Annotated in this window: 17 protein-coding genes; all 17 read right to left on the bottom strand. The window is 45.8% G+C overall.

Annotated elements, in window-relative coordinates; translation table 11 throughout:
* Window positions 1-6: 6 nt before the first annotated feature.
* The 17 genes from rpmC to rpoB all read right to left on the bottom strand — a co-directional run bounded on the left by rpmC (window position 7) and on the right by rpoB (window position 17,265).
* Window positions 7-207, bottom strand: coding sequence for a 50S ribosomal protein L29 (gene rpmC, locus CP943_RS00935; RefSeq protein ID WP_003178343.1), 201 nt, complete (start codon window positions 205-207; stop codon window positions 7-9).
* Entirely contained in the window at window positions 197-631 is a 435-nt protein-coding gene (rplP, locus tag CP943_RS00930; protein ID WP_020449863.1) for a 50S ribosomal protein L16, read from the bottom strand. The genes rpmC and rplP overlap by 11 nt, the downstream gene beginning before the upstream one ends.
* 1 nt (window position 632) lies before the next feature.
* Window positions 633-1,289 carry a 30S ribosomal protein S3 gene (gene rpsC / locus CP943_RS00925; RefSeq protein WP_023855912.1) on the bottom strand — a complete coding sequence of 219 codons (657 nt, stop codon included), beginning with the start codon at window positions 1,287-1,289 and terminating at the stop codon, window positions 633-635.
* 3 nt (window positions 1,290-1,292) lie between these two features.
* On the bottom strand, window positions 1,293-1,637 hold the full coding sequence (gene rplV / locus CP943_RS00920) for a 50S ribosomal protein L22 (RefSeq protein WP_020449862.1): 345 nt from the start codon (window positions 1,635-1,637) through the stop codon (window positions 1,293-1,295).
* 17 nt (window positions 1,638-1,654) lie between these two features.
* Complete coding sequence (gene rpsS / locus CP943_RS00915) at window positions 1,655-1,933, bottom strand: 30S ribosomal protein S19 (RefSeq protein ID WP_003178334.1); 279 nt, start codon at window positions 1,931-1,933, stop codon at window positions 1,655-1,657.
* Between the two features lie 57 nt (window positions 1,934-1,990).
* Complete coding sequence (rplB, locus tag CP943_RS00910; RefSeq protein WP_020449861.1) at window positions 1,991-2,824, bottom strand: 50S ribosomal protein L2; 834 nt, start codon at window positions 2,822-2,824, stop codon at window positions 1,991-1,993.
* A 31-nt stretch (window positions 2,825-2,855) separates the two neighbouring features.
* Window positions 2,856-3,143, bottom strand: coding sequence for a 50S ribosomal protein L23 (gene rplW / locus CP943_RS00905; RefSeq protein WP_020449860.1), 288 nt, complete (start codon window positions 3,141-3,143; stop codon window positions 2,856-2,858).
* Window positions 3,143-3,766: a 50S ribosomal protein L4 gene (rplD, locus tag CP943_RS00900; RefSeq protein ID WP_020449859.1), complete on the bottom strand. Its 624-nt coding sequence runs from the start codon at window positions 3,764-3,766 to the stop codon at window positions 3,143-3,145. The genes rplW and rplD overlap by 1 nt, the downstream gene beginning before the upstream one ends.
* A gap of 27 nt (window positions 3,767-3,793) precedes the next feature.
* The gene (gene rplC, locus CP943_RS00895) at window positions 3,794-4,423 is read right to left on the bottom strand and encodes a 50S ribosomal protein L3 (protein ID WP_020449858.1); all 630 of its coding nucleotides are present in this window, start codon (window positions 4,421-4,423) and stop codon (window positions 3,794-3,796) included.
* A gap of 38 nt (window positions 4,424-4,461) precedes the next feature.
* Entirely contained in the window at window positions 4,462-4,770 is a 309-nt protein-coding gene (rpsJ, locus tag CP943_RS00890) for a 30S ribosomal protein S10 (RefSeq protein WP_003156464.1), read from the bottom strand.
* Window positions 4,771-5,060: 290 nt separating this feature from the next.
* On the bottom strand, window positions 5,061-6,251 hold the full coding sequence (tuf, locus tag CP943_RS00885; RefSeq protein WP_023855913.1) for an elongation factor Tu: 1,191 nt from the start codon (window positions 6,249-6,251) through the stop codon (window positions 5,061-5,063).
* A 119-nt stretch (window positions 6,252-6,370) separates the two neighbouring features.
* A complete protein-coding gene (fusA, locus tag CP943_RS00880) occupies window positions 6,371-8,449 on the bottom strand; it encodes an elongation factor G (RefSeq protein WP_023855914.1) in 2,079 nt (692 codons plus the stop codon).
* A gap of 49 nt (window positions 8,450-8,498) precedes the next feature.
* Entirely contained in the window at window positions 8,499-8,969 is a 471-nt protein-coding gene (gene rpsG / locus CP943_RS00875; RefSeq protein ID WP_003178317.1) for a 30S ribosomal protein S7, read from the bottom strand.
* Window positions 8,970-9,134: 165 nt separating this feature from the next.
* Window positions 9,135-9,551 carry a 30S ribosomal protein S12 gene (gene rpsL / locus CP943_RS00870; RefSeq protein ID WP_020449855.1) on the bottom strand — a complete coding sequence of 139 codons (417 nt, stop codon included), beginning with the start codon at window positions 9,549-9,551 and terminating at the stop codon, window positions 9,135-9,137.
* 104 nt (window positions 9,552-9,655) lie between these two features.
* Window positions 9,656-9,904: a 50S ribosomal protein L7ae-like protein gene (locus tag CP943_RS00865; RefSeq protein WP_023855916.1), complete on the bottom strand. Its 249-nt coding sequence runs from the start codon at window positions 9,902-9,904 to the stop codon at window positions 9,656-9,658.
* A gap of 120 nt (window positions 9,905-10,024) precedes the next feature.
* The gene (rpoC, locus tag CP943_RS00860) at window positions 10,025-13,624 is read right to left on the bottom strand and encodes a DNA-directed RNA polymerase subunit beta' (RefSeq protein WP_020449853.1); all 3,600 of its coding nucleotides are present in this window, start codon (window positions 13,622-13,624) and stop codon (window positions 10,025-10,027) included.
* Between the two features lie 59 nt (window positions 13,625-13,683).
* Window positions 13,684-17,265: a DNA-directed RNA polymerase subunit beta gene (gene rpoB / locus CP943_RS00855; protein ID WP_020449852.1), complete on the bottom strand. Its 3,582-nt coding sequence runs from the start codon at window positions 17,263-17,265 to the stop codon at window positions 13,684-13,686.
* Window positions 17,266-17,401: the final 136 nt, after the last annotated feature.

The following is a 17,401-nucleotide window of genomic DNA, read 5'->3' as shown; positions in this document are numbered from 1 at the left end:
CCGGAATTATTTGTTGGCAGCAATTTCTCTTTCCCGAATCACAGTTTTCATGCGCGCGATTGACTTGCGCACTTCACGAATGCGAGCAGTGTTTTCAAGTTGTCCTGTCGCTAATTGAAAGCGAAGATTGAAAAGTTCTTCTTTAAGAGACTTTACTTTTTGTTCAATTTCAGCAGTGGTAAGGTCACGAATTTCATTAGCTTTCATTTGATTCACCACCAATTTCTTCACGTTTTACGAACTTCGTTTTAATTGGCAATTTGTGAGATGCAAGACGAAGAGCTTCACGAGCGACTTCCTCAGACACACCAGAAATTTCAAATAAAACTTTGCCCGGTTTTACAACAGCTACCCATCCTTCAGGAGCACCTTTACCGGAACCCATCCGAACCTCTAGAGGCTTAGCTGTATAAGGCTTAGAAGGGAAAATTTTGATCCAAACTTTACCGCCACGTTTCATGTAACGAGTCATTGCGATACGCGCAGCTTCGATTTGACGGTTTGTAATCCAAGAAGCTTCTTGAGCCTGGATGCCGTATTCACCGAAATGCACTTCAGAGCCGCCTTTTGCACGGCCGCGCATTTTTCCGCGATGCTCTCTGCGATATTTAACGCGTTTTGGCATTAACATATTATTTTCCTCCTTCCTCAGTTTTCTTCTTAGTAGGAAGAACCTCTCCACGATAGATCCAGACTTTTACACCAAGCTTGCCGTAAGTTGTGTCAGCTTCAGATGTAGCATAGTCGATGTCTGCACGAAGTGTGTGCAATGGAACAGTTCCTTCACTGTAGTATTCAGAACGAGCGATGTCTGCACCGCCAAGACGACCGGAAACCATTGTTTTAACTCCTTGTGCACCAGCGCGCATTGTGCGTTGGATTTGTTGCTTTTGCGCACGACGGAAAGAGATACGGTTTTCCAATTGACGAGCGATGTTATCAGCAACTAGCTGAGCATCAAGATCAGCTCTTTTGATTTCAAGAATGTTAATGTGTACACGCTTGCCAGTAAGGCTGTTAAGGGCTTTGCGAAGCGCTTCGACTTCAGAACCGCCTTTACCGATAACCATACCAGGCTTAGCTGTGTGGATCGTAATATTTACACGGTTTGCCGCACGCTCGATTTCCACTTTAGAAACAGAAGCGTCAGACAGGCGTTGATTAATAAATTCACGGATTTTTAGATCTTCGTGAAGGAAGTCAGCGTAATCTTTGCCAGCGTACCACTTAGATTCCCAATCACGTATAACACCAATACGAAGACCGACTGGATTTACCTTTTGACCCACGAGTTATCCCTCCTTCTTTTCTGATACAACGATAGTAATGTGGCTCGTACGTTTGTTGATTTGGCTTGCACGTCCCATAGCGCGCGGACGGAATCTTTTCAACGTAGGGCCTTCGTTCACGTAAGCTTGAGTAACAACCAGGTTGTTTGCATCCATTTCGTAGTTGTGCTCAGCGTTAGCGATAGCAGATTTTAAAACTTTTTCAATAATCGGGGAAGCAGCTTTTGGCGTAAGGTTTAAGATCGATACTGCTTCACCTACTTGCTTGCCTCGAATCAGGTCCATTACTAGACGTGCCTTACGAGGAGCAATACGGACTGTTCTTGCGACAGCTTTAGCTTGTTGCATTTAAAAGCCTCCTCTCATTAGCGTCTTGTTTTTTTGTCATCACTAGCATGACCTTTGTAAGTGCGCGTCGGTGCGAATTCACCCAACTTGTGACCTACCATATCTTCAGAGATGTAAACAGGCACATGTTTGCGTCCATCATAGACTGCGATTGTGTGACCGATAAATTGCGGGAAAATAGTAGAACGGCGAGACCAAGTTTTCACAACTTGTTTCTTATCCGCTTCATTTAATTTCTCGATTTTTGTCATTAGATGATCATCGACAAATGGTCCTTTTTTTAAGCTGCGAGCCATTTTGGAACCTCCCTTCGTGATTGCACTACGGTCCGATATGAACCGTAGACAACCCCGTTATTTATTTTTACGACGACGTACGATGAATTTATCTGATTTGTTCTTTTTCTTACGAGTTTTGAATCCAAGAGTTGGTTTACCCCATGGAGACATAGGTGATTTACGTCCGATCGGAGCGCGTCCTTCACCACCACCGTGCGGGTGATCGTTAGGGTTCATAACAGAACCGCGAACTGTAGGACGGATGCCTTTCCAGCGTGAACGTCCTGCTTTACCGATATTGATCAGTTCGTGTTGTTCGTTACCTACTTGACCGATAGAAGCACGGCAAGCAGAAAGAATCATGCGAACTTCACCGGAGTTCAGACGTACAAGAACGTATTTTCCTTCTTTACCAAGAACTTGAGCAGATGTACCAGCTGAACGTACAAGCTGTCCGCCTTTTCCAGGTTTCAATTCAATGTTGTGCACGACTGTACCAACAGGGATGTTGATCAGTGGAAGTGCGTTACCTACTTTAATGTCAGCTTCTGGTCCTGACATGATTTCAGTTCCTACTTGAAGGCCCTTAGGAGCCAGGATGTAGCGTTTTTCTCCGTCTACATAGTTAATTAGAGCAATGTTAGCTGAACGGTTTGGATCGTACTCAACTGTAGCAACGCGTCCAGGTATACCATCTTTATCGCGTTTGAAGTCGATAATACGGTATTGGCGTTTATGTCCGCCGCCTTGATGACGTACAGTTAATTTACCTTGGTTGTTGCGTCCGCCTTTTTTGTGAAGCGGGGCAAGCAAGGATTTTTCCGGCTGATCTGTCGTGATTTCCGCGAAATCAGACGTAGTCATGCCGCGACGTCCGTTAGAGGTCGGTTTGTACTTTTTAATCGCCATTTTGAATTTCCCTCCTTCTTTTTACAAGTGATTAAGCTTCAAAAATTTCGATTTCTTTGCTGTCTTCAGTAAGCTTAACAATCGCTTTTCTGCGTTTGTTTGTCATACCAGAGTAGCGGCCGACACGTTTGAATTTCCCTTTGTAGTTCATGATGTTGACTTTTTCAACTTTCACTCCAAAGATTTGCTCAACAGCGTCTTTCACTTCTGTTTTGTTAGCTCTTACGTCTACTTCAAACGTATATTTTTTCTCAGTCATTAAATCAGCAGAACGTTCAGTAATGACGGGGCGCTTTAGAACATCACGAGGATCTTTCATTATGCAAGCACCTCCTCTACTTTTTCAACCGCTGCTTTCGTGATCACAAGCTTCTCATGACCGACAACATCGAGGACGTTGATTCCGTTAGCTTCAACAACAGTAACTCCTGGAAGGTTACGAGCAGATAGTTCAACTGTCTCGTTTGCATCCGCAGTTACGATTAAAGCTTTCTTCTCGATAGACAGACCTTTAAGGATAGCTGCCATTTCTTTTGTTTTAACCGCATCAAGATTAAGATCTTCAAGAACGATCAAGTTGTTGTCATTCACTTTAGAAGACAATGCTGATTTGATAGCCAAGCGGCGAACTTTTTTCGGTAATTTATATGCATAGCTGCGTGGTGTAGGACCGAATACGATACCACCTCCGCGCCATTGCGGTGAACGGATAGATCCCTGACGAGCACGGCCGGTACCTTTTTGACGCCAAGGTTTGCGACCTCCGCCACGTACTTCCGAACGATTTTTTACTTTATGAGTTCCTTGACGTAAGGAAGCTCTTTGCATAAGAATAGCGTCGAATACTACGCTCTCATTTGGCTCGATTCCAAATACAGAGTCGTTTAATTCGATATCACCAGCAGTAGAACCGTTTTGGTTATATAAAGCTACTTTTGGCATGATCAATTTCCTCCTTTCCTAAGAGAATTATTTAGATTTAACAGCGCTTTTAACAGCGACTAATGATTTTTTCGCACCAGGAACGTTACCTTTAACTAAAAGAAGGTTGCGCTCTGCATCCACTTTTACGATTTCAAGGTTTTGAACAGTGATTTGCTCTCCGCCCATACGTCCAGGCAACAGCTTTCCTTTGAATACACGGTTAGGGTCTACCGGTCCCATTGAACCAGGACGGCGATGGTAGCGTGAACCGTGAGACATAGGTCCGCGAGATTGTCCGTGGCGTTTGATAGCGCCTTGGAAACCTTTACCTTTCGATGTTCCTGTTACATCTACGACTTCTCCGTTAGAGAAAATATCAACTTTGACTTCCTGACCAACTTCATACGCATCCATATCCACTCCGCGTAATTCTTTAACGAAGCGCTTAGGAGCAGTTTCCGCTTTTGCAACGTGTCCTTTTTCTGGTTTATTGGCAAGCTTCTCACGCTTGTCGTCAAAACCGATCTGAATCGCTTCATAGCCGTCGTTTTCAGAAGTTTTCTTCTGAAGTACAACGTTAGGAGCAGCTTCGATAACAGTTACCGGAATAAGATCACCGTTTTCTGCGAAAACTTGCGTCATACCAATTTTTCTTCCTAAGATTCCTTTGGTCATTCGTCACACCTCCTATAAAAATCATTCTATATTTTAGATTAAAGTTTAATTTCGATATCGACACCAGATGGTAAATCTAATCGCATTAGAGCATCGACAGTTTGTGGTGTTGGGTTCACAATGTCGATCAAACGTTTATGTGTACGCATTTCGAATTGCTCACGAGAATCTTTGTATTTGTGCACCGCACGAAGGATTGTGTAAACTGATTTCTCAGTTGGCAACGGAATCGGACCAGAAACGCTGGCTCCGGAACGTTTAGCCGTTTCAACAATCTTCTCAGCAGATTGATCAAGGATTCTATGATCATACGCTTTTAAACGAATACGAATTTTTTGTTTTGCCATTATTTTCCCTCCTTTTCGCCTACTTACATTAGACAATTCTCCGTGAGAAAAACCTGAATCACCTTGCCATGGCAAAGCGGCCGGGTGTGTCAGCAACCTCTCACTTCATCGCAGTCAAAGACCAACATGCACTATTATACAAAATTTATAGGCATGATGCAAGGTAATATTGAATATTACCGGCTTTTGCACACTTTTTTTATTATACAGATTCCAGCAAGGATAATCAAGGACTTCAGGACAAATAAAAAACGAGACCCGGTCGGATCTCGTTTTTTATTTTATAAGTATTATTCAGTGATAGAAGATACTACGCCAGAACCAACTGTACGTCCGCCTTCACGGATAGAGAAGCGAGTTCCGTCTTCGATCGCGATTGTTGAAATCAATTCAACAGTCATTTCGATGTTGTCTCCAGGCATAACCATTTCTACGCCTTCTGGAAGCTGAATGATACCCGTTACGTCAGTTGTACGGAAGTAGAACTGAGGACGGTAGTTAGAGAAGAATGGAGTGTGACGTCCACCCTCTTCTTTAGAAAGAACGTAAACTTCAGCTTTGAACTTTTTATGTGGAGTGATTGTACCTGGTTTAGCAAGTACTTGACCACGTTGGATATCTTCACGAGATACACCGCGAAGAAGTGCACCGATGTTGTCTCCAGCTTCTGCATAGTCAAGAAGCTTACGGAACATTTCAACACCTGTAACAGTTGTTTTGCTGTTTTCTTCTTGAAGACCGATGATTTCAACTTCGTCACCGACTTTAACTTGTCCGCGCTCTACGCGTCCAGTAGCAACTGTTCCACGACCTGTGATTGAGAATACGTCCTCAACAGGCATCATGAATGGCTTTTCAGTATCGCGCTCTGGAGTTGGGATGTATTCGTCAACTGCATCCATCAGTTCGAAGATTTTAGCTTCGTATTCAGCGTCACCTTCAAGAGCTTTAAGTGCAGAACCTTTGATAACTGGTACATCGTCACCAGGGAACTCATACTCAGAAAGAAGATCGCGAACTTCCATTTCAACTAGCTCAAGAAGCTCTTCGTCGTCTACCATGTCGCATTTGTTCAAGAATACTACGATGTAAGGCACACCTACGTTACGAGAAAGAAGGATGTGCTCACGAGTTTGTGGCATTGGACCGTCAGCAGCAGATACAACAAGGATCGCTCCGTCCATTTGCGCAGCACCAGTGATCATGTTTTTAACATAGTCAGCGTGTCCTGGGCAGTCAACGTGTGCATAGTGACGAGTTTCTGTTTCGTACTCAACGTGTGCAGTAGAGATTGTGATACCGCGCTCACGCTCTTCTGGAGCACCGTCGATTTGGTCGTATGCCATAGCAGTACCTTTACCAGATTTCTTATGAAGCACAGTTGTGATAGCAGCTGTTAATGTAGTTTTACCATGGTCAACGTGTCCAATTGTACCAATGTTGGCATGTGATTTGGAACGGTCGAATTTTTCTTTAGCCATTCTGAAAATCCTCCTTAAAAAGGTTAGTTTTTGTTATATAGAGTGATAGAAAGTGAAAGCGATGTTTCACTTTCTCATCTTACAATAGTATTTATACTTTAATGAAGAGGCAAAATCAATTATTCACCTTGATTTTTTTTGATGATCTCATCAGCAATGCTCTTAGGCACTTCTTCGTAATGGTCAAAGACCATTGTGAACGTACCGCGTCCTTGTGTGTTTGAACGGAGAGCCGTAGCGTAACCGAACATTTCAGAAAGTGGAACCATCGCGCGAACGACTTGAGCGTTTCCGCGTCCTTCCATACCTTCTACACGACCGCGGCGTGATGTAATATCACCCATGATGTCTCCCATGTATTCTTCTGGGATAACGACTTCAACTTTGGAGATCGGCTCAAGAATAACCGGGTTACACTTGCTTGCCGCGTTTTTAAGCGCCATTGAAGCAGCGATTTTAAACGCCATTTCGTTTGAGTCGACGTCATGGTAAGAACCGTCAAACAATTTCGCTTTGATGTCGATAACAGGGTAACCTGCGACTACACCGTTTTGAAGTGAATCTTCAAGTCCTGCTTGAACAGCCGGAATGTATTCACGAGGAACGACACCACCGACGATTGCGTTTTCGAACTCAAAGCCTTTTCCTTCTTCGTTTGGAGAGAATTCGATCCAAACGTGTCCGAACTGTCCGCGTCCACCAGACTGACGTACGAATTTACCTTCAACTTGCGCGCTCGCACGGAATGTTTCACGATACGCAACTTGAGGAGCACCAACGTTGGCTTCAACTTTAAATTCGCGTTTCATACGGTCAACGATGATATCAAGGTGAAGCTCACCCATACCGCCGATAATCGTTTGACCTGTTTCAGGGTCAGTATGCGCACGGAATGTTGGATCCTCTTCAGCCAATTTAGCCAGTGCAGTAGACATTTTGTCTTGGTCAGCCTTAGATTTAGGCTCGATTGCAACGTGGATAACAGGCTCAGGGAATTCCATAGATTCAAGAATAACAAGGTTTTTCTCGTCGCAAAGCGTGTCCCCTGTAGTCGTGTCTTTCAAACCTACAGCAGCAGCGATATCCCCTGCGTACACAGTAGAGATTTCTTCACGGCTGTTGGCGTGCATTTGCAGGATACGTCCGACGCGCTCACGTTTGCCTTTTGTTGAGTTTCTTACGTATGAACCGGAATCAAGTGTTCCTGAGTACACACGGAAGAACGTCAATTTACCAACGTAAGGGTCAGTCATAACTTTAAATGCAAGCGCTGAGAAAGGTGCGTCGTCAGAAGACTCACGAGTAACCTCTTCCTCAGAATCAGGCAGAGTACCTTTGATTGCCGGTACGTCAGTTGGAGCTGGCAGGTAGTCAAGAACTGCGTCAAGCACTAATTGAACACCTTTGTTTTTGAAAGCTGATCCACAAAGAACCGGATAGAACTCCACGTTACAAGTTCCTTTGCGGATTGCCGCTTTCAGCTCGTCAACCGTGATTTCTTCGCCTTCCAAGTACTTCATCATAAGCTCTTCATCAAGCTCAGCAACAGCTTCAATCAAGCTGGCGCGAAGCTCTTCAGCTTTGTCTTTGTACTCGGCAGGGATTTCACGCGCATCAGAGCGTGTTCCAAGATCATCTTCATAGTAGTACGCAACGTTTTCTACAAGGTCGATGATCCCTTCGAAATTGTCTTCGGCACCAATCGGTAATTGGATCGCGTGAGCGTTCGCCTCAAGACGGTCTTTAAGAGTTCCTACAGAGTAAAGGAAGTCCGCACCCGTTTTGTCCATCTTGTTGACAAATACGATACGAGGTACTCCGTAAGTTGTTGCCTGACGCCAAACTGTTTCAGTTTGCGGCTCAACGCCTGATTGTGCGTCAAGAACGGCAACGGCACCATCAAGTACGCGCAGGGAACGTTCAACCTCAACTGTGAAGTCTACGTGTCCTGGTGTGTCGATGATGTTTACGCGGTAACCTTTCCACTGTGCAGTTGTTGCAGCGGATGTGATTGTGATACCGCGTTCTTGTTCCTGCTCCATCCAGTCCATTTGGGAAGCCCCTTCATGAGTTTCACCAATTTTATGGATACGGCCTGTGTAGAACAAGATACGTTCAGTTGTTGTCGTTTTACCGGCATCGATGTGAGCCATGATTCCGATATTACGAGTTTTTTCTAAGGAGAACTCTCTTGCCATTGGGTCTTTTCTCCTTCCTTCTTAGGGAATAATATTTTGTCGTGTGAGATTACCAGCGATAGTGAGCGAACGCTTTGTTTGCTTCAGCCATCTTATGAGTATCTTCACGTTTCTTAACAGCTGCACCAGTGTTGTTAGCTGCATCAAGGATTTCGTTAGCTAAACGCTCTTCCATCGTTTTTTCTCCGCGAAGACGAGCGTAGTTTACTAACCAGCGAAGTCCAAGAGTCGTACGGCGTTCAGGACGAACCTCTACAGGTACTTGGTAGTTTGCACCACCTACACGGCGTGCTTTAACTTCAAGCACTGGCATAATGTTCTTCAATGCTTGTTCGAAAACCTCCATTGCATCGTTGCCGGTACGTTCTTTAATAATATCGAATGACTTGTATAGGATTGTTTGAGCTTTACCTTTTTTACCGTCGATCATCATTTTGTTGATCAAACGAGTAACCAGTTTAGAGTTATAAAGCGGATCAGGTAAAACATCTCTTTTTGCTACAGGACCTTTACGTGGCATCTGATTATCCTCCCTTCTCTTGTTACGGGTTTACAGTAAGCAGAGGGATTTCACGGTTCAGCTGCCGGGATCAAACCAGCGCTAGGCGCGAAAAGCCTGATGCCCTTAACAGCATTGCCAGAACTCCTTGCTTTTAAAAACCCTTTTATTTGTATTTAAACGGAATTATTTTTTCTTAGGACGTTTTGTACCGTATTTAGAACGGCCTTGTGCACGGTTTTCAACTCCGGCAGTATCAAGCGCGCCACGCACGATGTGGTAGCGTACCCCCGGTAAGTCTTTTACACGTCCACCGCGGATCAATACGACACTGTGCTCTTGCAGGTTGTGTCCGATACCAGGAATGTAGGCCGTAACCTCGATTCCGTTAGTTAAACGAACACGGGCATATTTACGAAGCGCCGAGTTCGGCTTCTTCGGTGTCATTGTACCGACACGGGTACATACTCCGCGTTTTTGTGGTGAAGATACGTTAGTGTGCTCTTTCTTGAAGCTGTTGTATCCTTTGTTAAGTGCTGGAGACTTAGAATTTTCAACTTTGCTTACGCGTCCTTTGCGGACTAGCTGATTAATTGTAGGCATTTTGTAATTCCTCCCTTCATCATGTTTTATAACCCACATACCCAGGTGGTTCATTTAAAAGCAAAAAACAATGCCTTTGCATAAAAGCAAAAACAACGAGTACGTTATTGAATAATGGCAACAGCTGCAGCTCCGACTTCAATTCCGCAGGCTTTGCCGAGCTTTTTCATGGACTCTGCCATTGAGACGGGAATCCCTTGTTCATTTGCCAGGTTAATAACATCTGACGTCAGAAAAGGATCAGCGTCTTTTGCTACGACGACTTCCTTAACAGAATTGCGCTTCAGCGCTTTGACTGTCTGCTTCGTACCGATAATAATAGATTGAGCCTGTGATACTTTATCATAAGACATCATATATCCTCCAAAGTAACAGGTTTAAATTGAGCACCTTGGTTATATTATCATCCTGAAAGAAGGATGTCAACACATGATGACAATTTTTAGTGACATCCTTCTTTAGGATTTTTTCATTTATTCAGCCGGAACCATTTCATCAGATGATTGGACTTGCAATACCGGCTTCACTTTACGGTAGTTCAGCATACCCGTTCCAGCAGGAACAAGCTTACCGATGATAACATTCTCTTTCAGGCCGAGAAGCTCATCGCGTTTTCCTTTGATTGCTGCATCTGTCAGGACACGTGTTGTTTCCTGGAATGACGCGGCAGACAGGAAGGAATCCGTTTCAAGCGATGCTTTGGTGATACCGAGAAGCACCGGACGGCCTGTTGCAGGGCGTTTGCCTCCGAGCAGAACTTTTTTGTTCGCTTCGGTAAACTGGTGAATATCGAGCAGCGTGCCTGGCAGCACTTCCGTGTCGCCGGCATCGATGACACGCACTTTGCGAAGCATCTGGCGAACCATAACCTCGACGTGCTTATCCCCGATTTCAACCCCTTGCATACGATAAACCTTCTGCACTTCATGAAGGAGGTATTCTTGCACCGTCGTGATGTCAGTAACTTTCAGAAGCTCTTTCGGATCAACCGAACCTTCTGTCAGCACCTGGCCACGGGAAATTTTCTCTCCTTCAGTGACTTTCAGGCGCGCGTTGTAAGGCGCCGTATATGAACGGCTTTCGACTTCGCCCTGAACGACGATTTCCTGCTGTTTGTCACGCACTTCATTGATTTCAGCTACGACACCGTCAATTTCAGAGATCGTCGCTTGACCTTTAGGGTTTCGCGCTTCAAACAATTCCTGGATACGCGGCAAACCTTGTGTAATATCGTCTCCGGCAACCCCGCCCGTATGGAAGGTACGCATTGTTAACTGTGTACCCGGCTCACCAATGGACTGGGCAGCGATGATTCCGACTGCTTCCCCGACTTCGACGTCGGTTCCTGTTGCCAGGTTGCGGCCGTAGCATCGTTTACATACACCATGTGACGTATTACATGTAAATGCGGAGCGGATCCACACTTCTTCAATGCCTGCTTCGACAATTTCGAGCGCTTTATCTTCGTCGATCAGCTCGTTTTCATCCACAAGCACTTCACCTGTTTCCGGATGTTTAACAGGTTTTCTCGCGAATCGGCCGACAAGACGCTCTTCAAGACGCTCGATCACTTCTGTGCCTTCCGTGATGGCTTTGGCAAGAATACCTCGGTCTGTGCCGCAGTCAGTCTCACGAATGATGACGTCTTGGGCTACGTCTACGAGACGGCGTGTCAGGTAACCTGAGTCGGCTGTCTTCAGAGCCGTATCCGCAAGACCTTTACGCGCACCGTGAGTAGAGATAAAGTACTCGAGTACCGTTAAACCTTCGCGGAAGCTTGACTTGATCGGAAGTTCGATGATCCGTCCAGCCGGGTTGGCCATCAGACCGCGCATACCCGCAAGCTGCGTAAAGTTTGATGCGTTACCCCGGGCTCCGGAATCACTCATCATGTAGATCGGGTTGATTTCATCCAGGGATTTCATCAGCTTGCCTTGGATCGTATCTTTAGCTGCACTCCAGATGGAAATGACCCGTTCATAACGCTCTTCTTCAGTAATCAGACCACGTCTGAACTGCTTCATGACGTTATCAACTTTTCCTTGCGCTTCTTCAAGGATTTCCTGTTTGTCGTCCAATACGACGATATCGGAAACACCGACCGTAATTCCGGCTTTTGTCGAATATTTAAATCCAAGGTTTTTCATGCGGTCAAGCATTTTTGATGTTTCTGTAATATGGAATCTTTTGAAGATCTCCGCAATGATTTTACCCAAAATGCCTTTTTTGAACGGCTGGTTGATTTCCTGGTTCTTAATGGCTTCTTTAACATCTGCACCGTAATCCAAGAAGAAACGGTCAGGTGTTTTTTCTTCAATGTTGCTCTTCGTCGGTTCGTTCATGTATGGGAACGACGGCGGAAGAATCTCGTTGAAGATCAGTTTTCCGACAGTTGTAACGAGCAGCTTGGAACGCTGTTCTTCGGTAAATGTTTCATTTTTCAGGGAGTTAACCGCAACGGCTACTCTCGTATGCAAATGAACATATCCGTTTTGATACGCAAGAAGCGCTTCATCCGTATCTTTGAAAACCATACCTTCGCCGACTGCGCCTGGGCGTTCTAGCGTCAGATAGTAGTTTCCAAGCACCATATCCTGAGACGGCGTAACGACCGGTTTTCCGTCTTTAGGGTTCAGGATGTTTTGTGCGGCAAGCATCAAGATGCGCGCCTCAGCTTGCGCTTCTGCTGATAAAGGAACGTGAACCGCCATTTGGTCACCGTCAAAGTCAGCGTTGTATGCCGTACATACAAGCGGATGAAGACGGATGGCACGGCCTTCGACAAGCGTTGGTTCAAACGCTTGAATACCTAATCTGTGAAGCGTAGGTGCACGGTTGAGAAGCACAGGGTGTTCTTTGATAACTGATTCAAGGACATCCCAGACTTCCGGCTGAACGCGCTCAATTTTACGCTTCGCACTCTTAATGTTGTGGGCAAGACCTTTTTCAACAAGCTCTTTCATGACGAATGGCTTGAACAGTTCCAGCGCCATTTCTTTCGGAAGACCGCATTGATACATTTTCAGGTTCGGACCTACGACGATAACCGAACGGCCTGAGTAGTCAACACGTTTACCGAGAAGGTTTTGACGGAAACGGCCTTGTTTACCTTTCAGCATGTGAGAAAGGGATTTTAACGGTCTGTTTCCCGGACCTGTAACAGGACGGCCTCTGCGTCCGTTATCGATCAGCGCGTCCACGGCTTCTTGAAGCATGCGCTTTTCGTTTTGAACGATAATGCTTGGCGCTCCAAGATCCAAAAGACGTTTTAAACGATTGTTACGGTTGATGACACGGCGGTACAAATCGTTCAGATCGGAAGTTGCAAAACGTCCACCGTCAAGCTGTACCATCGGTCTCAGCTCAGGCGGAATGACCGGAAGAACGTCGAGGATCATCCAGGACGGCTTATTTCCGGAGTTGCGGAATGCTTCCAATACTTCCAAGCGTTTGATCGCACGTGTGCGGCGCTGTCCTTGTGACGTTTTAAGCTCTTCTTTCAGCATATCCACTTCTTTATCGAGGTCGATATCTTGAAGGAGCTTATGAATCGCTTCAGCACCCATTGATGCCTGGAATTTATTTCCGTATTTATCAAGGTACGCCCGGTACTCTTTTTCAGAAAGAAGCTGTTTTTTCTCAAGCGGTGTATTGGCCGGATCTGTTACGACATAAGAAGCAAAGTAAATGACTTCTTCCAATGCGCGCGGAGACATATCCAGCACAAGACCCATACGGCTCGGGATTCCTTTAAAATACCAGATGTGAGAAACAGGGGCTGCCAGCTCGATATGCCCCATTCTCTCACGACGGACTTTAGCCCGGGTTACTTCAACTCCACAACGGTCGCAGACTACGCCTTTATAACGAACCCGCTTGTACTTTCCGCAGTGGCATTCCCAGTCCTTTTGAGGACCGAAAATGCGCTCGCAGAATAGACCATCTTTTTCAGGTTTCAAAGTACGATAGTTGATTGTTTCAGGCTTTTTCACTTCTCCGTAAGACCATGAACGGATTTTGTCAGGTGAAGCGAGACCGATGTTCATATACTCAAAATTGTTCACATCCAGCAAGGGGCCTACCTCCCTTTTTATCTTCGGGTTATACCCTGTCACTTGCGTATAAAATTCGTTTATTCTTTTGTGACGACATCGCGCTCTGCGTCAGCAGAAACGAATTCTTCGGACTCTTCATCATTCGGCAGAGAAAGCCCTTCGTTTTGTTTCGCGTCTTCGTCGTCTTCCAAGTCTCTCATTTCGATTTCTTCTTCGTCGCTTGATAGGATTTTGACGTCCATACCTAAGCTTTGAAGCTCTTTGATCAATACTTTGAACGATTCCGGAACACCAGGTTCTGGAACATTGTCGCCTTTTACGATGGCTTCGTATGTTTTCACACGGCCTACGACATCATCCGATTTAACAGTCAGGATTTCTTGAAGTGTATATGCTGCGCCGTAAGCTTCAAGCGCCCAAACTTCCATCTCTCCAAAACGCTGTCCACCGAACTGCGCTTTACCTCCAAGAGGCTGCTGGGTAACGAGTGAGTAAGGACCTGTAGAACGCGCGTGCAATTTGTCGTCAACCATGTGAGCCAATTTGATCATGTACATGATGCCGACAGACACCCGGTTGTCAAACGGCTCTCCAGTTCGGCCGTCGTAAAGGACTGTCTTTGCGTCCCTTGACATGCCGGCTTCTTCAAGCGTTTCCCACACATCTTCTTCGCGGGCACCGTCAAATACCGGCGACGCGACATGCAGACCGAGACGGCGTGCAGCCATACCAAGGTGCAGCTCCAACACCTGCCCGATGTTCATACGCGATGGTACGCCCAGCGGGTTTAACATGATGTCAATCGGTGTTCCGTCAGGCAGATACGGCATATCTTCCTCCGGAAGGATTTTCGAAATAACACCTTTGTTCCCGTGGCGTCCGGCCATTTTGTCCCCTTCAGAAATTTTACGTTTCTGAACGATGTAAACGCGGACGAGCTGGTTAACGCCCGGAGGCAGTTCGTCTCCGTCTTCGCGGTTGAACACTTTTACATCAAGGATGATACCGCCGCCTCCGTGAGGCACACGCAGCGACGTATCGCGGACTTCACGCGCTTTTTCGCCGAAGATGGCGTGAAGCAGGCGCTCTTCTGCAGTAAGCTCTGTAACACCTTTAGGCGTTACTTTACCAACAAGAAGATCTCCGTCTTTTACTTCAGCACCGACACGGATAATTCCGCGTTCATCGAGATTGCGAAGAGCGTCTTCACCGACGTTTGGAATATCGCGTGTAATTTCTTCAGGTCCGAGTTTTGTATCCCGGGCCTCTGATTCGTATTCCTCAATATGAATAGACGTGTATACGTCGTCTTTTACAAGGCGTTCGCTCATGATGATGGCATCCTCGTAGTTGTAGCCATCCCATGTCATAAAGCCGACCATGACGTTGCGTCCAAGGGCAAGCTCACCTTTTTCCATAGACGGACCGTCAGCTAAAATTTCACCTTTTACAACCTCATCACCGACGCTTACGATCGGACGCTGGTTGTAGCAAGTTCCCTGGTTGGAACGAACAAACTTCAGCAGGCTGTATTTATCAAGGTTTCCTTTGACTTTCTGGCCGTCGACTTCTTCATAGCGGCGCACCCAGATGTTTTTCGCTTCCACCCGTTCAACGATTCCAGGATGGCGGCAAATAACAGCGGCACCGGAGTCTTTTGCAGATACATACTCCATTCCGGTTCCGACGATCGGAGATTCAGGCTGCATAAGAGGTACAGCCTGCCGTTGCATGTTCGCTCCCATTAGGGCGCGGTTTGAGTCATCGTTTTCCAAGAAAGGAATACATGCAGTCGCGGCAGAGACAACCTGTTTAGGCGAAACGTCCATATAGTCGACGCGGTCTTTCGGAACAACGGTGTTCTCCCCTCTGAAACGGGCGACGATGCTGTCATCCACAAAAGATCCGTCATCATTCAGACGTGCGTTAGCCTGGGCAACGACATAGTTGTCTTCTTCATCTGCTGTCAAGTAATCGATTCTCGGCGTTACTTTTCCAGTCTCAGGGTCAACGCGGCGATACGGCGTTTCGATGAAGCCGAAACGGTTCACTTTCGCGAATGAAGAAAGCGAGTTGATCAAACCGATGTTTGGACCCTCAGGAGTTTCAATCGGACACATCCGGCCGTAGTGGGAATAGTGAACGTCACGGACTTCCATTCCGGCGCGCTCACGGGTCAAACCGCCCGGTCCGAGCGCTGACAGACGGCGCTTATGCGTCAGCTCAGCAAGCGGATTCGTCTGATCCATAAACTGAGAAAGCTGCGAGCTTCCGAAAAACTCTTTGATTGATGCGATGACAGGGCGAATATTGATCAGCTGCTGTGGCGTGATCGTGTTTGTATCTTGAATAGACATTCTTTCACGAACAACACGCTCCATTCTGCTTAAACCGATACGGAATTGGTTTTGCAGAAGCTCTCCCACTGAACGGAGACGGCGGTTTCCTAAATGGTCGATATCGTCGGTATCGCCCACTCCGTGAAGCAGGTTAAAGAAATAGCTGATGGAAGAGATAATATCAGAAGGTGTAATATTTTTAACGCCTTCTTCAATATAAGCATTTCCAATCACATTGATTGTCTGCTCCCCTTCTTGATCTGTCGGGGCATAGATTTTAATAGACTGAAGCGTCACTTCATCTTCGACAACTCCGCCGTTCGGATACAGCTTTTTAAAACCGATTCCGTTTTCAAGGTACGGAAGGACTTTGTCAAGCGTTCTTCTGTCTAAAATCGCGCCTTTTTCGGCAAGAATTTCGCCTGTTTCAGGATCGATCAGCGTTTCAGCAAGCCGCTGATTAAACAGTCTGTTTTTGATGTGAAGCTTTTTATTAATTTTATAACGTCCTACACTTGCAAGGTCATATCTTTTCGGATCAAAGAACCTTGAATCAAGCAGGCTTTTTGCGTTTTCTACTGTAGGCGGCTCTCCTGGACGAAGACGCTCGTAGATTTCAAGAAGCGCTTTATCGGTGTTTTCCGTATTATCTTTATCAAGCGTATTGCGCAAATACTCGTTTTCACCGATGAGATCAATGATCTCTTGGTCAGATCCGAAGCCAAGAGCACGCAAAAGAACCGTAACCGGCAACTTACGTGTGCGATCGATGCGTACATAAACAACATCTTTCGCATCAGTCTCGTATTCTAACCATGCGCCACGGTTTGGAATGACAGTCGCGGTAAAACCTTTCTTACCGTTTTTGTCTACTTTACCACTAAAATATACACTTGGAGAACGAACGAGCTGAGATACAATGACCCGTTCCGCACCGTTGATAATAAAGGTTCCAGTGTCTGTCATAATAGGGAAATCACCCATGAAGACATCCTGATCCTTTACTTCACCGGTCTCTTTGTTGATTAAGCGGACTTTAACACGCAGCGGAGCTGAGTAGGTCACGTCGCGCTCTTTTGATTCTTCTACCGGATACTTAGGCTCGCCCAAGCTGTAGTCGATAAATTCCAGAGAGAGGTTACCAGTGAAATCCTCAATTGGCGATATGTCTTGAAACATCTCTCTAAGACCCTCATCAAGAAACCACTGATAAGAAGAGGTTTGAATTTCAATGAGATTTGGTAATTCTAACACTTCGCTAATGCGTGCATAGCTTCTGCGCTGGCGGTGTCGTCCATACTGAACTAGTTGACCTGTCAACTGATTCACCCCTCAAATCATGCGTAATATATGTGTAACAAGCATTTCTTCCGCAAATATGTAAGAAATACTTTTACAAGACAAAAGAAAAAAGGGTTTCTAATTTAGAAAACCACATCCAAAAACAAAATACCGA

The sequence above is a fragment of the Bacillus paralicheniformis genome (genome assembly GCF_002993925.1).
GTDB classification, from domain to species: Bacteria; Bacillota; Bacilli; order Bacillales; family Bacillaceae; genus Bacillus; species Bacillus paralicheniformis.
Note: the sequence above shows the minus strand (reverse complement) of the source record. Positions and strands in the feature narration are given on the sequence as shown.

What these genes read in the sequence shown, in the direction of transcription:
- rpsG (WP_003178317.1), bottom strand. Translation starts at nt 8,969, where the DNA reads ATGCCACGTAAAGGTCCTGTAGCAAAAAGAGATGTTTTACCTGATCCG.
- CP943_RS00865 (WP_023855916.1), bottom strand. Translation starts at nt 9,904, where the DNA reads ATGTCTTATGATAAAGTATCACAGGCTCAATCTATTATTATCGGTACG.
- rplB (WP_020449861.1), bottom strand. Translation starts at nt 2,824, where the DNA reads ATGGCGATTAAAAAGTACAAACCGACCTCTAACGGACGTCGCGGCATG.
- rplV (WP_020449862.1), bottom strand. Translation starts at nt 1,637, where the DNA reads ATGCAACAAGCTAAAGCTGTCGCAAGAACAGTCCGTATTGCTCCTCGT.
- rpsL (WP_020449855.1), bottom strand. Translation starts at nt 9,551, where the DNA reads ATGCCTACAATTAATCAGCTAGTCCGCAAAGGACGCGTAAGCAAAGTT.
- rpsS (WP_003178334.1), bottom strand. Translation starts at nt 1,933, where the DNA reads ATGGCTCGCAGCTTAAAAAAAGGACCATTTGTCGATGATCATCTAATG.
- fusA (WP_023855914.1), bottom strand. Translation starts at nt 8,449, where the DNA reads ATGGCAAGAGAGTTCTCCTTAGAAAAAACTCGTAATATCGGAATCATG.
- rplC (WP_020449858.1), bottom strand. Translation starts at nt 4,423, where the DNA reads ATGACCAAAGGAATCTTAGGAAGAAAAATTGGTATGACGCAAGTTTTC.
- tuf (WP_023855913.1), bottom strand. Translation starts at nt 6,251, where the DNA reads ATGGCTAAAGAAAAATTCGACCGTTCCAAATCACATGCCAACATTGGT.
- rplD (WP_020449859.1), bottom strand. Translation starts at nt 3,766, where the DNA reads ATGCCAAAAGTAGCTTTATATAACCAAAACGGTTCTACTGCTGGTGAT.
- rplW (WP_020449860.1), bottom strand. Translation starts at nt 3,143, where the DNA reads ATGAAAGATCCTCGTGATGTTCTAAAGCGCCCCGTCATTACTGAACGT.
- rpsJ (WP_003156464.1), bottom strand. Translation starts at nt 4,770, where the DNA reads ATGGCAAAACAAAAAATTCGTATTCGTTTAAAAGCGTATGATCATAGA.
- rpmC (WP_003178343.1), bottom strand. Translation starts at nt 207, where the DNA reads ATGAAAGCTAATGAAATTCGTGACCTTACCACTGCTGAAATTGAACAA.
- rplP (WP_020449863.1), bottom strand. Translation starts at nt 631, where the DNA reads ATGTTAATGCCAAAACGCGTTAAATATCGCAGAGAGCATCGCGGAAAA.